We start from the raw sequence: 17,225 nt of genomic DNA on the forward strand, positions 1-17,225 counted from the left end.
TTATTGTTTACGATAGATTGTTTTGTTCGCTTTCGCAGAGGGGTTCTTAGGGGTGCAACCCATAAGCGGAGTTTCCAAAGAGAGGGTCACTCTTTGGTCTGGGTTCTCAGGGGAGAAACGCCCTGAGTGGATCATTAGGGCAAAGCCCTAATCCCCTCGGGAGAGCCCACAACTACGAAAGCGAAGCGTGTAGTTATAGTGGGCTATAACCGAAAGCCGTTTTTCTTTTTCGGTGGTCGGCTGTGCGTTTCCTTTGCAGACCGGACTTGCCTGTTTCTTTCAGTCTGTTTCTGTAAGTATTCGTTCAAATCCTTGCATCCGCTGTAGGTCTGCGAAGCATCACGGATATATAAGTCCCTGCCGTATTCCATACGGATTTGTTGGAGTGCTTCCATCCCTGTACGGTCATTGTCAAAGAAACAATGGATTCGCTCGTAGTTCCCCAAAGGATAGAGGGCTTTGGAAACATTGGCTACGGAGTTCAGCACCATATAATCTTGCCTGTCCAGTTCGGGATATTTCGGGCAATTCTCCAATCTCAAAGTAAGGAATGAAAGATAGTCCATAAAACCTTCGAACACATAACACGTTTCCCTTGCTGTCCCCGATTGTCTGATGTGGGATATTTCCTTTGGGGCAATACAGCCTTTGAAATATCTGTTGCGGATTTCATACCCACCCGATACATTAGGAAAGGCGATGGCGAAATACCGTTTGCCGTTATGGGTGAAGTGCGCTTCACTGCATTCTCTTTTCGCCAGTGCAATGTTTATTCCCCTTTCCTGCAAGTAGGTGAGCAGGAAAGGAGAAGAAAGCGGCACAATCTCCAGTTGTTGAAAACTTGGCTCGGAAGATGACTGCTTGCCAAAAGAAAAAGATACGGGACGAATACGGGGTGTCTGTTCTTCGATTCTTTGCAGGAGAAATGGCACATGGTCGGAACAATAAAGTTCCTGTGCCAGTGCGATGATATTCCCACCCTTGCCGAGTGCAAAATCATACCATTGGTTGCGTTCGGTATTCACCTTGAACGAGGCTTCCGTTTCTTCCCTTAGCGGTGATTTGTACCACAGGTTTATCCCTTGCTGTTTGACGGGAGAAAAGCCCAGACTGTGCAGATAATCTGCTATCTTGATTTGTTTCGCTGTCTGTATATCCATAAAATGAAAGGTTTAATGATAATTGAATTGGTTTATTTCTCTTTTCGCCCGTACCTCTTTATGAAGTACGGTCTATAATCACTTCACTTTATTTTCGTATATATAGAGTACGGTAATAAAGTGAAGCGGTTTTACCACATTCCGCAACCACTTCGCTTTATCCCTAATATATAGACCCTCGGAATAAAGTGAAGCGATTGCAAGGTGTGGGTTAATAGTGGAAGTCGGGCATGAACGTGTACTTTCTGCCGTTCTCCTGCACTATCATCCGTTTGTTCCGAAGCATGGTGATGAGCGATACCGCCTTTTTATGGTTCAGCTTTACACCCACTGACACGTATGTCTTGATTAAGGTGTCTTCCAGCTCCTTGTAGCCGTATTCCTCTTTCAGCCCGAAAACAGCTTCCAGTGCGATTCGGTGCTGATGTTCGGTGATATGCCTGTAAGGGTCGAACTTTTCCTCTTCCGGTCTTCCCGGTTTCTTGGCTTTGGGCTTGTACCCCTCCATGAGTTCGGGCAGGGCGTTGTCATTGATACGGAATGCGAAAGGCTCGAAGTCCATTGCCCGTATGTGCATGGCTGAAACATTGCTTATATCTCCATTGTTCTTGTCCTTTTCCACAAGGAGTACGGTTTCTGCCTTGTTGTTCAGTTCAGTACCGATATGTCCCCTCGCGTTCTCATCCCCCTTGTTCTGGTGGAGTATCGTGTGGATATGTATCTGCCTGTCGTCCGTCCACTGCATCAGTTTGGATATGATGCGTGTCGATTCACCGGGACTGTTGATGTCATATACCATGTCACGGATGCCGTCTATGATTACAAGGGCTATGTCAGGCGTATTGTAGATAGCCTGCTCTACAATCCTGATACGCTGTTCGGGCGTGTATTTCCTCAAAGCGAGAAATTCAAGATGCTCATTGTCCCTGTCATCGGGAAGTCCTGCCATCCGTAAAATACGTTTCATGACTTTCAGGCAATGATAAGGGCTCTGTTCCGTGTCCACATAAAGGATTTTCCGTTTGTCTTCCGGAAGTTCCGCCACATATCGCAATACCGTACCGTTCTTCAATGTGGCGGCTACGATAGCCGACACATTGAAAGTTTTTTTGCTCTTGGCTTTGCCGATGGATGCGCTGAAATTCCCCAATGTTCCTATGACGGAACCATGTACTTTGAGAATTTCAGGTGCTTTCTCGTAACTTTTCGATAGGCTCAAACGTGAGGCTTGCCAAAGGATTACGGCTTCTTCTGCCGATATTTCCTTGTTGTCTTTCATATAATCCATAAGTACACCTCCCGTTATTTCCGTCCTCCGGTTTTCTTTCCGGCCAGTTCAAGGGCAAGTTCCGCATCCACGATAATCTTGCGTCCTATTTGCGTAATGGCTTTGTCAATCTTTCCGCTTTTCTTTATACGGTTGGCGGTGGGCAGACTGCACCCGAACAGTTTGGCAATGCCAAGTATTCCGTACACATACTTTCTTTCTGTGTCCGTGACGGGCTGCGGTTGCGCTTCCGTTTGGTTGGAAGCGTGCTTGCTTAGGAATATGAACTCTTCGCCTGTCATCTGCCAGACGGGTTTTAATAATAACTCTTGAAGATTTGTCATCATCCAATCTATTTAGTCGTTTAACAATCAGCCCTGCGCACTGGCTGTTATTTCTGTTCTCGAACGATGCAAAATTAGGTATGGTTATAAGTGGTAAGGATGTGGATGATATAAATCTGAAGTCGTTATATATCGCTGAATATCAAATAATAAAAATACCACTCAAAAATTAATTTGAGTGGTAAAAGTGGTAATTCGTGGAATGTCAGGATATATCACGGATTATCTGAATATGCTTTCCATTTCTTTGGCGAATTTCTGGTTGCTGTCACTCGGAAAATCGGAAACGGGTTCTTTGTACTTCGACCTGTAATAGCTCTCGTCAATATCCAGTAGTTTCAATATCTTGTCTCGCCATTCATCCCTGTATTGCTTGGATAGTTTTTCGCTCATCAGGAATATCAGGTAACACACCCGTATCTTTTCCCTTGCCTTGATTTTTAGTTTGTTCTTGCAGGGGTACAGGTTTATATTGGCATAGAAGTCCGCTATGGTAATGGCTTCGAACTGTTCCCCGACACAGGTTCCATGAATGGGCGAAAGCGGCTTCATGTCAAAATATTCATGCTGTTCCTCCGGTGTATTCTGTACTTCTTCTTGCGCATTTTGCTCGACAGATTCCTCCGGTCGTTTCTCTTTCACATCATCAGGAAGGTACTTTTTCAAGATTTCCATAAAAAGAATACTCAGGCGGTAAACATTATCGGAAAGGTTTTCCGTATATTGAAAAGCCTCTTTCCTGTCTTGCTTTTGCAATTCATAGAGTTTGTCCAATTCCTTCTTTTCCTTGTCGTATTCAGCCTTGCAGCGTTCATACTCCTTCTCGGCTTGCTTCTCTTCCTCTGCCGTATGTTCCCTGTAGCCAATGGAATCATATCTGTTATATGCTTCATTCAAGGGCTTGCTTAATTTTTGTGTAACTCTCAACTGCGCTTCTATATCAGTGTCATATCTGCCAGCGAAGTTGTAGCATACACGGGAAATTATCTCATCATCAAACAATGGATGTTTTTCGTAAATCAGTATGTTCTTCTCTATCTCGGTTCTCAGGCTGTTGAGAATCAGAGTATATTGTTCTTTATGTTTGTCAAGCACCAGTTCAAGGATAGCGGCTTCAAAAGCTGTTGTATCATTGTATTGCTTATAGAAGTCCGTGATGAATTTCTGCTTGTCAAAAGAGAAAGTATGGCTGATTATAAAATCGCTGTATATTCGATTGAGTTCGCCATATTGGGGAATCATAATCTGTATTTCTACTGCCATGTACACTTAGTTTATGGATTCTTATCTTTATCAAGAAAGGAAGTCAGTTCTTCCTCTACTTCTTCTATACTTGGCAGAACTGATTTTAAATTCTCAGGTATAGCCTTGCTCAACTGATAATCGCTGATACCTATCGGCTGGTCGTAGCCTGTCAAGGCGTATTGTGCTACAACTTCGTCTTTTCCTTTGCACAGCAACAACCCGATAGTCTTGTTGTCATTCTCTCCCCTCATCTTGTCATCCACCACATTGATGTAGAAGTTCAGTTGTCCTGCATACTCCGGTTTGAATGGGGTAGCCTTTAATTCCACTACGATGTATGCGTGTAGGGGAATGGAATATAGAATAAGGTCGGCAAAGAAATCGCTGTTGCCTATTTGAAAATGCTTTTGTCGGGCGACAAAGGCAAAACCGTTGCCCATTTCCAACAAATAACGGGTAACGTGCTTTACCAGTTGCTCCTCTATGTCCCTTTCGTCTGCCTTTTCTTTCGCTCCTGCCAAATCGAAGATATACGGGTCTTTCAGTAGGTAATTGGCAAGGTCGCTTTGTGGTGCCGGAAGTGTGGCTGTGAAATTGTTTACCTTGTTGTTGCTGATTTGTCTGTTATATAGGTTGGTTTCAATTTGTATTTTAAGAACATTGCTGCTCCAGCCCATTTCTACCGATTGCTTCATGTACCAATATTTTACACCTAATGGAAGCGAATTATTGAGCATGATTACATGGCTTGCCCAATTTATTCTGGCAACAGGGGATGCCAAAAATAATTTTTCTATATCCTCAATCGTTATCCGGTAAATGGCAGATACAGTTTTGGCAACATTCTGAATTTGCGCAAGAGGTTCTTGCGTAAATTCTAACAACTGACTATCAGTGGATTGTATTTGCGCAGTAAGTTCTTGCGTAAATTGTCCGTTGTTTAGTTTCAAGACTTCATCCGTGACATTCTGTATGCTTGGAACAGATAGCCTTGCATCCGTATCAATGAAACTTCGTAGCACGTTCAGCGGATATGACCGTGCGAATTGGCACATATAAGTAAGGTTACGTTCCGAATAGCCTTTCTTTTCAGGATAATTGAATCGGATAGCCTTTGCCAGTTGCTTGATGATTTTGCTTCCCCAGCCTTGTAAGTTCTGATGATACAGGATATAGTTGCCCATTTTCCAGTAATGGAATAGCATTTGCGCATTGGCTGCGGTAATCAGCCGGACTTGCGCTTGTTCTATTTCCGAACCGACAGCATGAACAAATGCGTCAAAGTTCGTTCTTTCTATATGATGTTCTTTGTTGTTTTCCATGTTTCAATGTTTATTGTTGTCGCAAATATAATTCAAATAGTGGATAATTTATGAAACTGATTGATACTTTTATAGTTGGTTAAACTTGTTCATGGCATTTGCCTTAATATCATCCGCTATGTCAATATAAGGTTTCATGGCTTTATAGTCGCTATGCCCCGTCCATTTCATTACTACCTGTGCCGGAATACCGAGAGCCAGCGCATTGCAAATAAATGTTCTTCTTCCTGCATGGGTGCTTAGCAATGCGTATTTCGGGGTGACTTCATCTATACGTTCATTTCCTTTATAATAAGTCTCCCGTACAGGCTCATTGATTTCAGCCAGTTCCCCCAATTCTTTCAAATAATCATTCATCTTTTGGTTACTGATGACGGGCAGTACCATATGGTTTTCAAAATGAACTTCCTTGTATTTTTCAAGTATGGCTTTGCTGTGGTCGTTAAGTTCAATTATCAGACTGTCTGCCGTTTTGACTGTGGTAACTTCGATATGGTCGGGTTTCACATCGCTTCTTTTCAGGTTACGAACATCTGAATATCGCAGACTTGTGAAGCAACAGAACAGAAAAACGTCCCTGACACGTTCCAGATATTGTTTGTCTTTTGGTATCTGGTAATCTTTCAGTCTGTTCAATTCGTCCCAAGTCAGGAATATCACCTTTTTAGAGGTGGTTTTCAATTTGGGTTTGAAAGTATCGTATGCCATGTTCTGATGATGCCCTTTTTTGAAGCTCCAGCGCAGAAACCATTTGAGGAATCCCATCTGTTTGCCGATGGTGCTGTTCCTCATATCCTTTTTGTCACGCAGGAAATTCACATACTCGTTCAAGCCGAACTCATTGAAGTATTCAAAGGTTACATCTTCCTTGAACTCTTTGAGGTGGTTTTTCACTGCTGAGAATTTCTCGTAGGTGGATGCCGTCCAATTATTCTGATTGCCACACTCCTTTACAAATTCATCGAATACCTCCCAAAAGCTTATCTGTGTTTCTTCCTGCTGCTCTTCGTTGGCATCTTTCATCCGCAGGTTGAACGCATCCTTTAGCTGTTGGGTGGTTGGCATGGCTTCCTGTACCTCAAATTCCTTGAATACGTTTTGAATCTCGGCATAGTATTTCAGCAAGTCCGCATTGATTTCGGATGCGCTTTGCTTTAGTTTGTTGGTGCATCCGTTCTTTACCCGTTGTTTGTCGGCATCCCATTTGGCTACATCAATCCGATAGCCTGTTGTAAACTCGATGCGTTGGCTTGCATATATGACACGCATACGGATGGGTACGTTCTCCACGATTGGCACTCCGTTCTTTTTCCGGCTTTCCAATGCAAAAATGATGTTACGTTTGATATTCATAATTGGGTGCGTTTGAAATTCTACACCCAAATATACACCCAATATTCGGAATAGCAAAAGGCATTTAGAAAGATTTAGATTTACCCTATACTTTGGATAGTATATGATTATCAGTGATTTGCAATTTTATGATATTTCTTGAAAGTATAGGTTCAAGAGCCTGTCTCTCCGCTGAACGTGCTGGACAGAAATGGTCAGCAAACGGACAAAAAGCTACAAATCAATGATTTGTGGCTTTTTTTATTGCCCGAAAGTCCTGCTTCCAAGACTTCAAAAGTACGGTAAAAGACAAAGTTTCGTTACTAAATCGTTACCTATTCCCTGCCGGACAAAAACGGTAACGAATTGTCCATAAATGACCTGATAATGACTATATTAGTCCATAGTCTGCATAACTCGAAAACGAGAGGTAAAAACTAATTTTGCAACTAAAAATTTTGAGTTATGAAATCGACATTCAAGGTTCTTTTTTATTTGAAGAAAGGTTCTGAAAAGAAAAACGGCGAGGTTATGATTATGGCACGCATCACCATAGACGGCAAACTTTGCCAGTTCAGTACGAAACAGAGCATCCAGCCCGACAACTGGAGCATTGCTGCGGGCAAAGCCAAAGGCAGGGATGCCGGGAGGATAAACGCCCTTTTGGACGACATACGTTCTTCCCTGAATACCATTTACCACGAAATGCAGCGGCGTGACAACTACGTGACCGCCGAGAAAGTGAAAAACGAGTTTTTAGGTCATAGCGAGAGCCACGAAACAATCCTTTCATTGTTCCAAAAGCACAATGACGATGTGAAGCAGCTTGTGGGCATATCCAAGACGATAGCGACCTACCGCAAGTATGAAGTGACCCGCCGCCACCTCGCTGAATTTATCCAAAGCAAGTACAACGTATCGGACATATCCATAAAGGAGATAAGCCCGATGTTCATTACCGATTTTGAGTTGTATTTGCGTACCGCCTGCAAGTGCGGCTACAACACCACCGCCAAGTTCATGCAGTTCTTCAAGCGTATCATCATCATTGCCCGTAACAACGGCATACTGGTGGGCGACCCGTTCGCCAGCTATAAAATCCGGCTGGAGAAAGTGGACAGGGGTTATCTGACAGAGGACGAGATAAAAATCATCCTTAAAAAGAAAATGGTTTCCGAGCGGCTGGAACACGTCAGGGACTTGTTCGTCTTTTCCTGTTTCTGCGGTTTGGCTTACAGCGATGTCGCCAACTTGCGGCAGGAGAATATCCAAAAGTCCTTTGACGGCAACCTTTGGATAATCACCAAGCGGCAAAAGACGAATACGGACGTGAATGTCCCCCTGCTGGATATTCCCAAGATGATTTTGAAGAAGTACAAGGGCAAGTTACCGGACGGGAAGATACTTCCCGTAATCAGCAATCAGAAGCTAAACGCCTACTTGAAAGAGATTGCCGATATATGCGGTATTAAAAAGAACCTGACGTTCCACCTTGCCCGGCACACGTTCGCCACAACCACCACGCTGTCAAAGGGCGTACCCATTGAAACGGTGTCCAAGATGCTGGGACACACAAACATAGAAACTACGCAAATCTACGCCCGCATCACCAACAGCAAGATAGGCAGCGATATGCAGGGGCTTGACAAGAAGTTTATCGGCATCGAGAAGATTTACAAGGAAGTCGCCATGTAATCTTGATTATTGGGAACTGGTCACAATTTGTGACCAGTCCTTACTATTATTCCAACATTGCTAAATCTCCTAAAATATACGATTATGGATTTGCAGATTATCCAAAACAAGATTTTTGAGGTCAGAGGTTGCCGGGTGATGCTCGATTATCATTTGGCAGAACTCTACCAAGTGGAAACACGAGCCTTGAAGCAGGCGGTCAAGCGCAATATCGAGCGTTTTCCGGGTGATTTTATGTTTGTACTCACCCAAGAGGAAGCTAACTTGCTGTTATCCATAGGGGTATCACAAAATGTGATACCCCCTGATTACAACTTCGGCGTTGCTATGCCTATGGCTTTCACCGAGCAGGGCGTAGCCATGCTTTCTTCGGTTCTCCGCTCCAAAGTAGCCATAGAAGTAAACATTTCAATCATGCGGGCTTTTGTCCTCATGCGCCAAATGGCAATCGGTTACGAGGAACTGTCAAGGCGCATCGAGGAACTGGAGGTAAGCACCGATGCGCAGTTCAACGAACTATACCAAGCCCTTACCCAGCTTTTGAGCCAGTCGAAACAACAGAAAGAACGCCGTCCGGTAGGTTTCGTTACCTATAACCGTGACAAAAACGAATAGGTAACGATTTCGGTAACGAAGTTCCGCCTAACAAACTATATCCCAATGAAGTACATTCTTCCACCTTGCGGGCAGTCCACCGACTACCCGCATTTTTTTATATCCTTTTCCAACTGGCACATTCCCCGAAACGCCAGCCGTGCGTGGCATGGCTGACTGTATTCCGTGAAAAGAGCCGTTGGAAACCCGCACAAGCGTATTGCAAGCAAGCTCACAACACCCTTGCCTTTCCCGCCCGCATGGAGTGTTCCCTAAAAGATGAAAGAGAACAGGCACTTTTCCCCGGTTTCCCTATCTGTAAATCTTCCTCTTACGCAGTCCCCCAGCCGGGACAGTCGTTTTAATCATTTCAATTAGGCAAAGGTAGTTACGTGTTCTTCACGATTTTGCAAGGTCGAGCCGTTCCGGTTTGGCGAAAAAATCTTCCCTGCCTTGCGAGGTATTTTTTGCCCAAAACCTTGCAAACTCTAAACACTACCCTTTTACGCCTATGTGAAACGAAAACGACCGACCCGACCGGAAGACGCATAAAAAAAAAAGTCGGATTTACGGGAAACAGGAAAAAAGTTCAGTGAAACTTCAACTCCCTCACCTCTCAAATCCGCATAAAATTAAAAACTTAAAAATTACAGCAATATGGAAGCAAAGGTATTATCGGAAGCAAAAGTTTATGTAGGCACTTATGCCAAGTACAACAACGGTTCATTGTCCGGCGCATGGCTCGACCTTTCGGACTATTCGGACAAGGAAGAATTTTATGAAGCCTGCCGGGAACTTCACAAGGACGAGGAAGATGCGGAATACATGTTTCAGGACTGGGAGAACGTGCCGGAGGGCTTAATCGACGAAAGCTGGATTTCTGAAAACTTCTTCGCCCTGCGTGATGCGGTGGAGGATTTGAGCGACACCGAGCAGGAAGCCTTTTTCGTGTGGTGCAACTATAAAAGCCATGATTTGGGCGAGGAAGATGCGGACGACCTTGTACGTGATTTCCGGGATGAATATCAAGGGGAATATGACGATGAAGAAGATTTCGCCTATGAAATTGTAGAGGAATGTTACGACCTGCCGGAGTTCGCAAAGACCTATTTCGATTACAAACAGTTTGCCCGTGACCTGTTCATGTGCGATTACTGGTTTGATGACGGCTTTGTGTTCCGGGCGGCATAACAACCAATCCGGGCGGGGTGTCAAAGCCCTGCCCGCTTAAAACAACCAAGTTTATAACCATAAAAAAATAAGACATCATGCAGTCACTTAACAAAAACGGGGTAAGCATCACCCAAACACCGGGAGAAGAAAAGTTCGTGAAATGCCGTTTAGGGGCTTTCAGGGGACAAATTTATTATCAATATGACTACCGCCACACGGACGGCGAACTTTTCAGCACGGTAGCCAAAACGCTGGACGAGTGCCGCCGCAGGCGTGACGAATGGGTAGCGAAGAAGAACGGAGTAATAAACAAGTAAATTTTAGGGACATGAAAACGACAGAAGTAAACAAGGAGCTTATCGGCAGGCGTTGCGAGTGTATTTTTACGGGCTTAATGGTAACGGGCGTTATCGAGGACACAGAAGAAAACGAACACACCATAGAGGTAAAAGTCCGTTTCGACCACCCGCACCAGTGGGGCGATGATTTGTATAATGATGTGTGGGCGTGGGGGCGCAAAATAGACGAGTTCGGCACGCTGCATCATTTGCAACTGTTGGAGGACAAACCGGACTTTCAGATAATGACGGTAGTTTTCGGCGAGCCAATCAGCCGGATAGACCGCAGTGTTTTTGCAGATGTGGACACGTGGGGCGTCTGTTCCTTGCAAGGTTGGGTAAACAGCTATGAAAGTGTCCGGTTTGTAGCCATAGACGACCATACGGCAATCATCACGGGCGAATATAACATGGAGCAGGTAAAGGTGTGGTTAGAGAAATACACGTCCATAAAGAGCCTTAAAACCAGTTGATAGAGGACGGCGGCTGCTTGCCGCCGTTACTTTCTTCCGTGAGCCTGCCAGCGGGTGAAGAAAGTAACAAAGAAGCCTTTCGTTTTCCCTATCATGGAAACAGCCCGCCGATGCTTCCCGGCGGGCTGTCTGCCCGATATTTACGCTTTGCGTATCATTCCATACCCGGTTTCCCAAGAGGATGATAAAAACGGATGTCGCAACTATAAATCCTCATAGTGAATAAATTTTACACCAAGTATGCACACGGTTTCTTCTTCCTCGATGTCATATTTCCATGTCCGTTTATTGACAAGCATTTCCGTTTCGCAATCGAACCATACCATTACGGGCGCATCGTCTTCTTCGTCCGCCCATTTGAAAACCTGATTGGACGGCGTTTTCCATAATTCAGCACTGTCACGTTCGGAAATACAGTCCTTGTCCACAATGATGATGTCACCTACTGCCGGAACTGTATCTGTTTCCAACGTGGTTTCTATGTACCACGAGATGCCTTCTATATCCAATTCTATTTTTACCATGTCGTTTTGTTATTAGGGGGTTATTGTTTCCGTTCCTTCTTCGCTGTTGTCATTATTGAATGATAGTGTAAGTTGCTGCATCTGCCCGAAGCTGTCGATGATATAAATGTCAATCGTCTGCTGGTCGGTTGATGCCGAGGTGTAGTAGAGCCTGAACGTTTCTTTCTCCAGCGGGTATAGGTCATTGGGCAGGAACACCGTGCCGTTATCCATTTCCAGCTTTCCTTTGCCGTCCGGCTGGAAATACCTTATCTGATAGGTAGTCGGCTGGTAGTAACCCTCACGCACCAGTCGGCAGCGTATCTCGGCGGTTTCCCCGACTTTCAGCCTTTTGGGTACTGGCAACGTTTCGATGCCGAACGGGTACGCCTGCTGAATATCCAAGTTGTCATTACAGGCGGTGACAAGCACAAGGGCGGCCACGATGCAGCAGCCCATGATGATTTTATACATTACATTCTTCATATACATTATTATATAGCGGTCAGTTGATAATGAATTTCAGTCCCAAAGATACTTGCGTGTGGAACTTCCCGATGTCCGAGCCGAACAACGCCCGTTCCCTTGCGTTCAGTAGCAGAGCCACCCGGTCAGTCAGGTAGGCTTCCAGTTCCAGCGTCAGCGCACCGCCGTAGATGAAGCAGTCCTTATCCAGCAAGGTAGAGCCGTCCGGCAAGAGCTTTTCGCTTCGGTTGCTTGTTTCGTACCCGGCGAGAGCCGACAAGCCCAATGAAAGGAAAAAAGTCTTTCGCCTGTCCGATAGGAATTTCAGGTAATAGCCGCCCTCTGCGGTGAACTGTTCCACGGGTATCTGCATATCCTTGTAGTCATACTTCTTGTGCAGGTATTCGCCGCCAATCACCCAGCGGTTGGCGTTCTTGGTGTAAACGCTGTACGCCGCCCCGATGTGGTAGGCAAAATCCGTATTGGCGTTCCAATGCACCCCGTCCGTCATGCCCGCCGTGACCTGCAAGCCTTTCATGCCCGGCAGGTATCTTTGTGCGTGTGCCTGAAACGAGGTCAGGCACAGCGCAAAGAGCATCATTATAAAGATGTGTCTTTTCATTCCCTATTTGATTTTTAGTTCGTCAATCACTTCTGCGTTCACGATGTCGGCGTTTTCCACCCGTATGGTCTGATGCCGCCCGCCGTTCTTCTCGTAGAGTTCCACGACCAGCAGCTTGTCGTCAGGAATGGTAAACTTCGGCAGGGCGTACACCGTGCGCACGGTCGATTTCCCGGCAATCTCTATCACCTCGTTGTAGCTGCGTACCGCATCCAGTACCGTTTCCTGAATAGCCGTGCGTTTGGGCACTTTCTTATCGGTTATCTTAAACCTGATGAAGTCCGTGTCGAAAGGCACGTTGGAACTGTTCTTTGTCTGCGTGTGCACGTAGAGCATCCCGTTATAGGTGTAAATCCCCTTGATTAAGAACTGTATGCCGAAACGCTTGCTACCCAAGTGGCGCACTTTCCGGTCATTGTTCTTGTAGATGCTCTGCATTATCAGCTTCACTAATAGCGGGCTTTCACCCGCCAGTTCCCGGAAATGGATGTTCATCCGGGTATGCGAGAAGTCGGACGTATCTTCATTCTCCAAGAAGTCCTTCATTTCGATGTTGAGCATTTCCGGTTCACGGGCGTACTTGGCGTTGAACGAAAAGAAACTGCCGTCCTCGCAGATAACGGAGAAGTTCGTTTCTCCCGGAAAGCCCTCTGTCGTGGCTTTCACCCTGATTACGTTCTCCGCACCGTCCGCCTTGCCCGCTATGATGTGGTTGCTTCCCAAATCGACATAGCGGACGGCGGCGGGGAAGATGATATGCACCGTCTTGGCAAAGGTCACTTCCACGCCGTAGGGCGTAACCATTTGGCGGTACGGGAGTTTCCGGGTAATCCCCCGGTACAAGTCGTTGCCAGCCGCATACTTCACGGTGTCAGCGGTTTGTGCGTTTGCCGCACACATGCCCAGCAAGAGGGCGAACAATCCAAAAATCTGTTTCATTGTCAATTGAAATTTTAACGGTTGATAAAATGGTTATTGTTGTTTGGCGTAAAGCATGACTTTATAGCCTGCTTTCAGCTTCACTTTCACGGTTCGGAACTTCTTGGCGAGGTAGCCGGACGTTCCTTGCAGCAATCCCCTTGTCACGTCCATAGCCACCTGCTGCCCGGCACTTTGGGCAAAGGAAATGCTTGTACCCAGCCCGCTTCCGATATTCGCCATAGCTTCGTTGAACGCTTCCTGCTCCATAGAGGACGGTACGGAAAGCCCCTTTTGCCCGTCCGTGTCGAACACGGCGAGTTCCACCGGGATGATGTTGCCAGCGTACTCAATCGAGGACACCAGTATGTCGAGCCGTTCGCCCTGCACCTTTGCCGTCCCCGCCACAAGGGTATTCTTCGGCACAACGATATTTCCCGCCTGCATGGGTTCGAGCAGCCGTAGTTTCACCGCCTGCCCGTCCACCAGCGTTTGGTCTTGGTGGATGCAGGCGGCTACCGTGTTCTTTCCCATAGCGTAGCCCGTACCTACCGCCGTGTTGAAGCCGTAGTTTCGTGGCTGGCTGTAAGCCCGGATGAAGTCGGCATCGCTCATGGGCTGCTGCAATCCCGAAACGGTCGTTTCCCGGATAGCCTGCACCGGAATAGCCGGAGTGCCGATACCGCCGCCGTTCTGCCCGGCTGTCGGTATTTGGGCAATCTGCCCCCTTTGTCCGTCCTGCCCGTTCATATACTTTGCCGCCAGCTCGTAGGACTTTTCCAAGAGTGCCATTTGGTCGTCAGCCGTAGGCGTGGCGTTCTGCTGCTGTTTCAGTCGGTCGGTCAGTTCCGCCACCTGCCGTTTCAATTCTTCTTTTTCCTCGTCCACAGGGGGCGTTTCGTAGAACGTGCTTAACTGGCGGTTGATGTCCCGGTAAGCCGCCCTTGAAGAAGCACCGCCGCCCCTTTGTGGCTTCGGATCTTCTTCCGGCATCAGATTGATTTCCTCTTGTGGTTCTTCCGTATCATCGTCCAGCGTGAAACCGAAGTCCTGCAAGGATTGTATCTTGTCCTGCTGTTTGCGGTTTGTCACCGCCTGCTCGTAAGCCTTTTGCTTGTCGGCTATAATCCCGTCCTCTGCGGGCAGGGGTATGTCGGCATTGAAGCCGCCCACGCTTTCCACATTCACGTCCTCTTTGCCGGAGGGTGCGAATATCAGGTACATGCACCCTGCAAAGGCAAGGAACATCAGCGGGAAGACTATCATTTTCCTGCGCTGCTGCACCTGCTGCGGGGTAAGTTCCCGTTTGGGTTTATCTTCCTTTTTCGGCTTCCCGTCCGCCTGCGGTACGGTCGTGCCGTTCTCATTCTTCTGTACTTCTTCCATATTGCGGTCTGTTTAACGGGTTGATACTTTTGGTTGTGTCATTGCCGTGCAACGGCAGTTGTCTGATGTGTTCTATTTGCAGCCTTTGCCCGTCCCGTTTCCCGATATTGTAGATTGATGAAACGGTGATGTAGATAGACAAGCCGCCGAAAAAGAAGAACATCAGGAGGATAACCGCCAGCCTTTTGCCCGGCGTAATCCGTCCGCACATTCGGCGCAGGCGGTCGTCCGCCCAGTCCCGCACCTTTTCGATGTGGTTTCGTTTTCTTTCCATAAGGCTATCTTTTAATGGTCTGCAAATCCTTGTTCTCGGTAATGGTGAACGCTTCGATGATAAAGCCGTGCGGGTTGTTGTCGCTCCGTGTGGCGTTAAGCAACCGGCACGAGGTGACAAGGCTTCGCACCGTCAGGCTGCTTTCCCGGACAATCAACTGGCGGGCATACGTGTTCACCTTGTAGGGGTACTGGTCGAAGTCGCACTTCACGCTGTCAATCTCCACCGTCTGCGTGACGTTTCCGGAAATCACCCGGTTGTAGTAGCCCTTTTCCGCCAAGTCCTTGTAATAGTTGAAAGCGGTCTTGTCGGCGAGAAACAACGAGCGTTTGATGTTGCTTTCGATAGCCCCCTTTTCGGGTGATAAGGTGAAGAAAAGTTCGTGGAAACGCCGCACGTGCGACTTCGCTTCCACGGGTCTGTTCTGCGCCATGTCCTGCGAGAGTGCCAGCATCAGGCTTTTGCCGTTGTCGAGGACGTATATCTTCTGCCGCTGCTTTTCGGCGAAGCTGTACGAGTTCCACACGGCAAAGCCCGTCACCAGTGCGCACAGGCAGATGAATACCAGCGCAAAGAGCCGGATTTGCCGGAAACTCGTTTCGATGTTCGTTAATGACTTAAATTCCATATCCTATAAATTGATGTTGTTTATTTGAGTAGTTTTCCCGAAACCTTTCCGCCAGCCGCACCGACCGCAGCCCCGGCGATTGAACCAGCCCGTGCCACGTTGCGGTTATAGGCAGACGTACCGCCAGCCGACACTATCCAGCTTGCCACCGTTGGAATGGTGAAGTAGCCCACGATGCCGATAATCATAAAGATTATATACACGGTGCTGCTCCCGTCCGGGATGAAATCCGGGTCTGAAAGCTGCTCGATGTCTTTTTGGAGCATCAGGGTTTGTATGCGTGCCAGCACGCTGCTGAACAAGTCCGACACGGGCAGCCACAGGTAAATGGATATATAGCGTGAAATCCACCGGGTCAGCGTGCTTTGGAAACCGTCATAGACGGAAATCGCAAACGCCAGCGGACCCAGTATGCTTAACACGATTAGGAAGAACGTGCGCAGCGTGTCTATAATCAGCCCCGCCGCCTGAAAGAGCATTTCCAATAACTCCCTGAACCAGTCCCGGACGGACTTCTTTATATTATAAGCCGTCCTGTCCATGTACATGCCCGTCATAGTCACCATGTCGGAGGGCGACCAGCCCAGTTCTTCCAGTTGTCGGTCAAATTCCTCGTCCGATGCGAGGTAAGCCGTTTCGGGGCTTCGCATCAGGGCTTCATATTCCAGTCGGTCTTTCTGCGCCCGGTACTCGTTCATGTCGAAAGTCTGCGTTTCCATAAGCTGGTTGCACCCTTTCACCACTGGCGACAGCACCGTGTTGATAGTCCCCAGCACGAAAGTTGGAAAAAACATGATGCACAGCCCCAACGCAAAGGGACGCAGGAGCGGGTACACGTCTATGGGTTCGGCACGTGCGAGCGACTGCCACACTTTGGCGGCTACATAGAACAAAGCTCCCAGCCCGGCTATCCCTTTGGCTACCCCCGTCATGTTGCTGCACAAGGGCATCATTTCATCGTACAGCACCCGCAACACTTGGTGCAGGTTGTCAAAATCCACCGCTGCTAATAACATAGGCATACCGATTTATATGTTACCAGTAGCGTTCATCCGCCGAGCCGTAGAGAGCCAGCACCCGGTCGGTGTCGTTCTTCTTCTTCGCCCGCAGGTAGGACACGGATATGTTCTTTCGGGTGTAGTAGTTCACGAGGTTGCGGTAGTTGAGCAGGCTTTTATAGGCGTTGTTGATTACCGCCAGCCTTTCGGCATCCGTCAGCGACATGCCCGTCACGTTCACTACATTCTTCAAGTCCTGCAACACGTCCGCACTTTCGGAGAGCAGCTTGGCGTACCCGGCTGAAATGGCGGTGAGTTCATCCGGCGTGTAGTTCGGGTCTGCCAGCATGTTCTGATAGTTTCGCACGTAGATTTCGGATATTTCCGCCACCAGCTCAATGGACTTCTTCACCTTGATGCCGCCCTTGACAACATCGTGTACCGCTTTGAGCGCATCGTAATATTTTTTACCCTGCTGGAAAATCTTC

The 17,225-nt window shown here is 47.3% G+C and carries 21 protein-coding genes; 6 read left to right on the forward strand and 15 right to left on the reverse strand.

Annotated elements, in window-relative coordinates; translation table 11 throughout:
* Nucleotides 1–203 precede the first annotated feature (203 nt).
* The 6 genes from BXY_RS19550 to BXY_RS19575 all read right to left on the reverse strand — a co-directional run bounded on the left by BXY_RS19550 (nucleotide 204) and on the right by BXY_RS19575 (nucleotide 6,691).
* Nucleotides 204–1,160: a toprim domain-containing protein gene (locus BXY_RS19550; RefSeq protein WP_007758899.1), complete on the reverse strand. Its 957-nt coding sequence runs from the start codon at nucleotides 1,158–1,160 to the stop codon at nucleotides 204–206.
* Nucleotides 1,161–1,371: 211 nt separating this feature from the next.
* Nucleotides 1,372–2,448 (reverse strand): AAA family ATPase, encoded by a 1,077-nt coding sequence (locus BXY_RS19555; RefSeq protein ID WP_007758900.1) that lies wholly within the window; start codon nucleotides 2,446–2,448, stop codon nucleotides 1,372–1,374.
* Between the two features lie 14 nt (nucleotides 2,449–2,462).
* The gene (locus BXY_RS19560; protein WP_005856031.1) at nucleotides 2,463–2,771 is read right to left on the reverse strand and encodes a DUF3853 family protein; all 309 of its coding nucleotides are present in this window, start codon (nucleotides 2,769–2,771) and stop codon (nucleotides 2,463–2,465) included.
* A 222-nt stretch (nucleotides 2,772–2,993) separates the two neighbouring features.
* On the reverse strand, nucleotides 2,994–4,034 hold the full coding sequence (locus BXY_RS19565) for a hypothetical protein (RefSeq protein WP_007758904.1): 1,041 nt from the start codon (nucleotides 4,032–4,034) through the stop codon (nucleotides 2,994–2,996).
* Nucleotides 4,035–4,045: 11 nt separating this feature from the next.
* Nucleotides 4,046–5,338 (reverse strand): PDDEXK nuclease domain-containing protein, encoded by a 1,293-nt coding sequence (locus tag BXY_RS19570; RefSeq protein WP_007758905.1) that lies wholly within the window; start codon nucleotides 5,336–5,338, stop codon nucleotides 4,046–4,048.
* Nucleotides 5,339–5,407: 69 nt separating this feature from the next.
* Nucleotides 5,408–6,691, reverse strand: a complete 1,284-nt coding sequence (locus BXY_RS19575; protein ID WP_015532754.1) for a site-specific integrase — start codon at nucleotides 6,689–6,691, stop codon at nucleotides 5,408–5,410.
* Between the two features lie 444 nt (nucleotides 6,692–7,135).
* Here BXY_RS19575 and BXY_RS19580 point away from each other — a divergent pair, with 444 nt between their 5' ends.
* From BXY_RS19580 to BXY_RS19605, 6 genes are all read left to right on the forward strand, one after another.
* Nucleotides 7,136–8,365 (forward strand): site-specific integrase, encoded by a 1,230-nt coding sequence (locus BXY_RS19580; RefSeq protein WP_005924233.1) that lies wholly within the window; start codon nucleotides 7,136–7,138, stop codon nucleotides 8,363–8,365.
* 84 nt (nucleotides 8,366–8,449) lie between these two features.
* Entirely contained in the window at nucleotides 8,450–8,980 is a 531-nt protein-coding gene (locus tag BXY_RS19585) for an ORF6N domain-containing protein (RefSeq protein WP_005924231.1), read from the forward strand.
* 143 nt (nucleotides 8,981–9,123) lie between these two features.
* Nucleotides 9,124–9,324: a hypothetical protein gene (locus BXY_RS19590; RefSeq protein ID WP_081443384.1), complete on the forward strand. Its 201-nt coding sequence runs from the start codon at nucleotides 9,124–9,126 to the stop codon at nucleotides 9,322–9,324.
* A gap of 292 nt (nucleotides 9,325–9,616) precedes the next feature.
* Nucleotides 9,617–10,150, forward strand: a complete 534-nt coding sequence (locus BXY_RS19595; RefSeq protein ID WP_004329650.1) for an antirestriction protein ArdA — start codon at nucleotides 9,617–9,619, stop codon at nucleotides 10,148–10,150.
* Between the two features lie 77 nt (nucleotides 10,151–10,227).
* A complete protein-coding gene (locus tag BXY_RS19600) occupies nucleotides 10,228–10,449 on the forward strand; it encodes a DUF3873 domain-containing protein (RefSeq protein ID WP_005924228.1) in 222 nt (73 codons plus the stop codon).
* An 11-nt stretch (nucleotides 10,450–10,460) separates the two neighbouring features.
* Nucleotides 10,461–10,943, forward strand: a complete 483-nt coding sequence (locus tag BXY_RS19605) for a DUF7258 domain-containing protein (protein WP_015532755.1) — start codon at nucleotides 10,461–10,463, stop codon at nucleotides 10,941–10,943.
* Between the two features lie 203 nt (nucleotides 10,944–11,146).
* Here BXY_RS19605 and BXY_RS19610 read toward each other — a convergent pair whose 3' ends face one another.
* From BXY_RS19610 to BXY_RS19650, 9 genes are all read right to left on the reverse strand, one after another.
* Nucleotides 11,147–11,467, reverse strand: a complete 321-nt coding sequence (locus BXY_RS19610; RefSeq protein WP_004308767.1) for a hypothetical protein — start codon at nucleotides 11,465–11,467, stop codon at nucleotides 11,147–11,149.
* 12 nt (nucleotides 11,468–11,479) lie between these two features.
* Nucleotides 11,480–11,938 carry a DUF3872 domain-containing protein gene (locus BXY_RS19615; protein ID WP_015532756.1) on the reverse strand — a complete coding sequence of 153 codons (459 nt, stop codon included), beginning with the start codon at nucleotides 11,936–11,938 and terminating at the stop codon, nucleotides 11,480–11,482.
* 13 nt (nucleotides 11,939–11,951) lie between these two features.
* Nucleotides 11,952–12,533, reverse strand: coding sequence for a conjugal transfer protein TraO (locus BXY_RS19620; protein WP_005924216.1), 582 nt, complete (start codon nucleotides 12,531–12,533; stop codon nucleotides 11,952–11,954).
* A 3-nt stretch (nucleotides 12,534–12,536) separates the two neighbouring features.
* The gene (traN, locus tag BXY_RS19625) at nucleotides 12,537–13,472 is read right to left on the reverse strand and encodes a conjugative transposon protein TraN (protein ID WP_005924214.1); all 936 of its coding nucleotides are present in this window, start codon (nucleotides 13,470–13,472) and stop codon (nucleotides 12,537–12,539) included.
* Nucleotides 13,473–13,505: 33 nt separating this feature from the next.
* The gene (gene traM, locus BXY_RS19630; protein WP_005924211.1) at nucleotides 13,506–14,837 is read right to left on the reverse strand and encodes a conjugative transposon protein TraM; all 1,332 of its coding nucleotides are present in this window, start codon (nucleotides 14,835–14,837) and stop codon (nucleotides 13,506–13,508) included.
* The gene (locus BXY_RS19635; RefSeq protein WP_005924209.1) at nucleotides 14,815–15,111 is read right to left on the reverse strand and encodes a TraL conjugative transposon family protein; all 297 of its coding nucleotides are present in this window, start codon (nucleotides 15,109–15,111) and stop codon (nucleotides 14,815–14,817) included. Before BXY_RS19635 ends, traM begins: the two co-directional genes overlap by 23 nt.
* Before the next feature lie 4 nt (nucleotides 15,112–15,115).
* On the reverse strand, nucleotides 15,116–15,739 hold the full coding sequence (gene traK, locus BXY_RS19640) for a conjugative transposon protein TraK (RefSeq protein ID WP_004308760.1): 624 nt from the start codon (nucleotides 15,737–15,739) through the stop codon (nucleotides 15,116–15,118).
* Nucleotides 15,740–15,759: 20 nt separating this feature from the next.
* Nucleotides 15,760–16,755, reverse strand: a complete 996-nt coding sequence (gene traJ, locus BXY_RS19645; RefSeq protein ID WP_005924207.1) for a conjugative transposon protein TraJ — start codon at nucleotides 16,753–16,755, stop codon at nucleotides 15,760–15,762.
* A 19-nt stretch (nucleotides 16,756–16,774) separates the two neighbouring features.
* Nucleotides 16,775–17,225 (reverse strand): hypothetical protein (locus BXY_RS19650; protein WP_208946865.1); only part of this gene is annotated, 451 nt, incomplete at its 5' end.

It is taken from the genome of Bacteroides xylanisolvens XB1A (genome assembly GCF_000210075.1).
GTDB lineage: Bacteria > Bacteroidota > Bacteroidia > Bacteroidales > Bacteroidaceae > Bacteroides > Bacteroides xylanisolvens.

Excerpts from the sequence above, each read along its gene's own strand:
- BXY_RS19550 (WP_007758899.1), bottom strand. The coding sequence starts at position 1,160 with ATGGATATACAGACAGCGAAACAAATCAAGATAGCAGATTATCTGCAC.
- BXY_RS19555 (WP_007758900.1), bottom strand. The coding sequence starts at position 2,448 with ATGGATTATATGAAAGACAACAAGGAAATATCGGCAGAAGAAGCCGTA.
- BXY_RS19560 (WP_005856031.1), bottom strand. The coding sequence starts at position 2,771 with ATGACAAATCTTCAAGAGTTATTATTAAAACCCGTCTGGCAGATGACA.
- BXY_RS19565 (WP_007758904.1), bottom strand. The coding sequence starts at position 4,034 with ATGGCAGTAGAAATACAGATTATGATTCCCCAATATGGCGAACTCAAT.
- BXY_RS19570 (WP_007758905.1), bottom strand. The coding sequence starts at position 5,338 with ATGGAAAACAACAAAGAACATCATATAGAAAGAACGAACTTTGACGCA.
- BXY_RS19575 (WP_015532754.1), bottom strand. The coding sequence starts at position 6,691 with ATGAATATCAAACGTAACATCATTTTTGCATTGGAAAGCCGGAAAAAG.
- BXY_RS19580 (WP_005924233.1), top strand. The coding sequence starts at position 7,136 with ATGAAATCGACATTCAAGGTTCTTTTTTATTTGAAGAAAGGTTCTGAA.
- BXY_RS19585 (WP_005924231.1), top strand. The coding sequence starts at position 8,450 with ATGGATTTGCAGATTATCCAAAACAAGATTTTTGAGGTCAGAGGTTGC.
- BXY_RS19595 (WP_004329650.1), top strand. The coding sequence starts at position 9,617 with ATGGAAGCAAAGGTATTATCGGAAGCAAAAGTTTATGTAGGCACTTAT.
- BXY_RS19600 (WP_005924228.1), top strand. The coding sequence starts at position 10,228 with ATGCAGTCACTTAACAAAAACGGGGTAAGCATCACCCAAACACCGGGA.
- BXY_RS19605 (WP_015532755.1), top strand. The coding sequence starts at position 10,461 with ATGAAAACGACAGAAGTAAACAAGGAGCTTATCGGCAGGCGTTGCGAG.
- BXY_RS19610 (WP_004308767.1), bottom strand. The coding sequence starts at position 11,467 with ATGGTAAAAATAGAATTGGATATAGAAGGCATCTCGTGGTACATAGAA.
- BXY_RS19615 (WP_015532756.1), bottom strand. The coding sequence starts at position 11,938 with ATGTATATGAAGAATGTAATGTATAAAATCATCATGGGCTGCTGCATC.
- BXY_RS19620 (WP_005924216.1), bottom strand. The coding sequence starts at position 12,533 with ATGAAAAGACACATCTTTATAATGATGCTCTTTGCGCTGTGCCTGACC.
- traN (WP_005924214.1), bottom strand. The coding sequence starts at position 13,472 with ATGAAACAGATTTTTGGATTGTTCGCCCTCTTGCTGGGCATGTGTGCG.
- traM (WP_005924211.1), bottom strand. The coding sequence starts at position 14,837 with ATGGAAGAAGTACAGAAGAATGAGAACGGCACGACCGTACCGCAGGCG.
- BXY_RS19635 (WP_005924209.1), bottom strand. The coding sequence starts at position 15,111 with ATGGAAAGAAAACGAAACCACATCGAAAAGGTGCGGGACTGGGCGGAC.
- traK (WP_004308760.1), bottom strand. The coding sequence starts at position 15,739 with ATGGAATTTAAGTCATTAACGAACATCGAAACGAGTTTCCGGCAAATC.
- traJ (WP_005924207.1), bottom strand. The coding sequence starts at position 16,755 with ATGTTATTAGCAGCGGTGGATTTTGACAACCTGCACCAAGTGTTGCGG.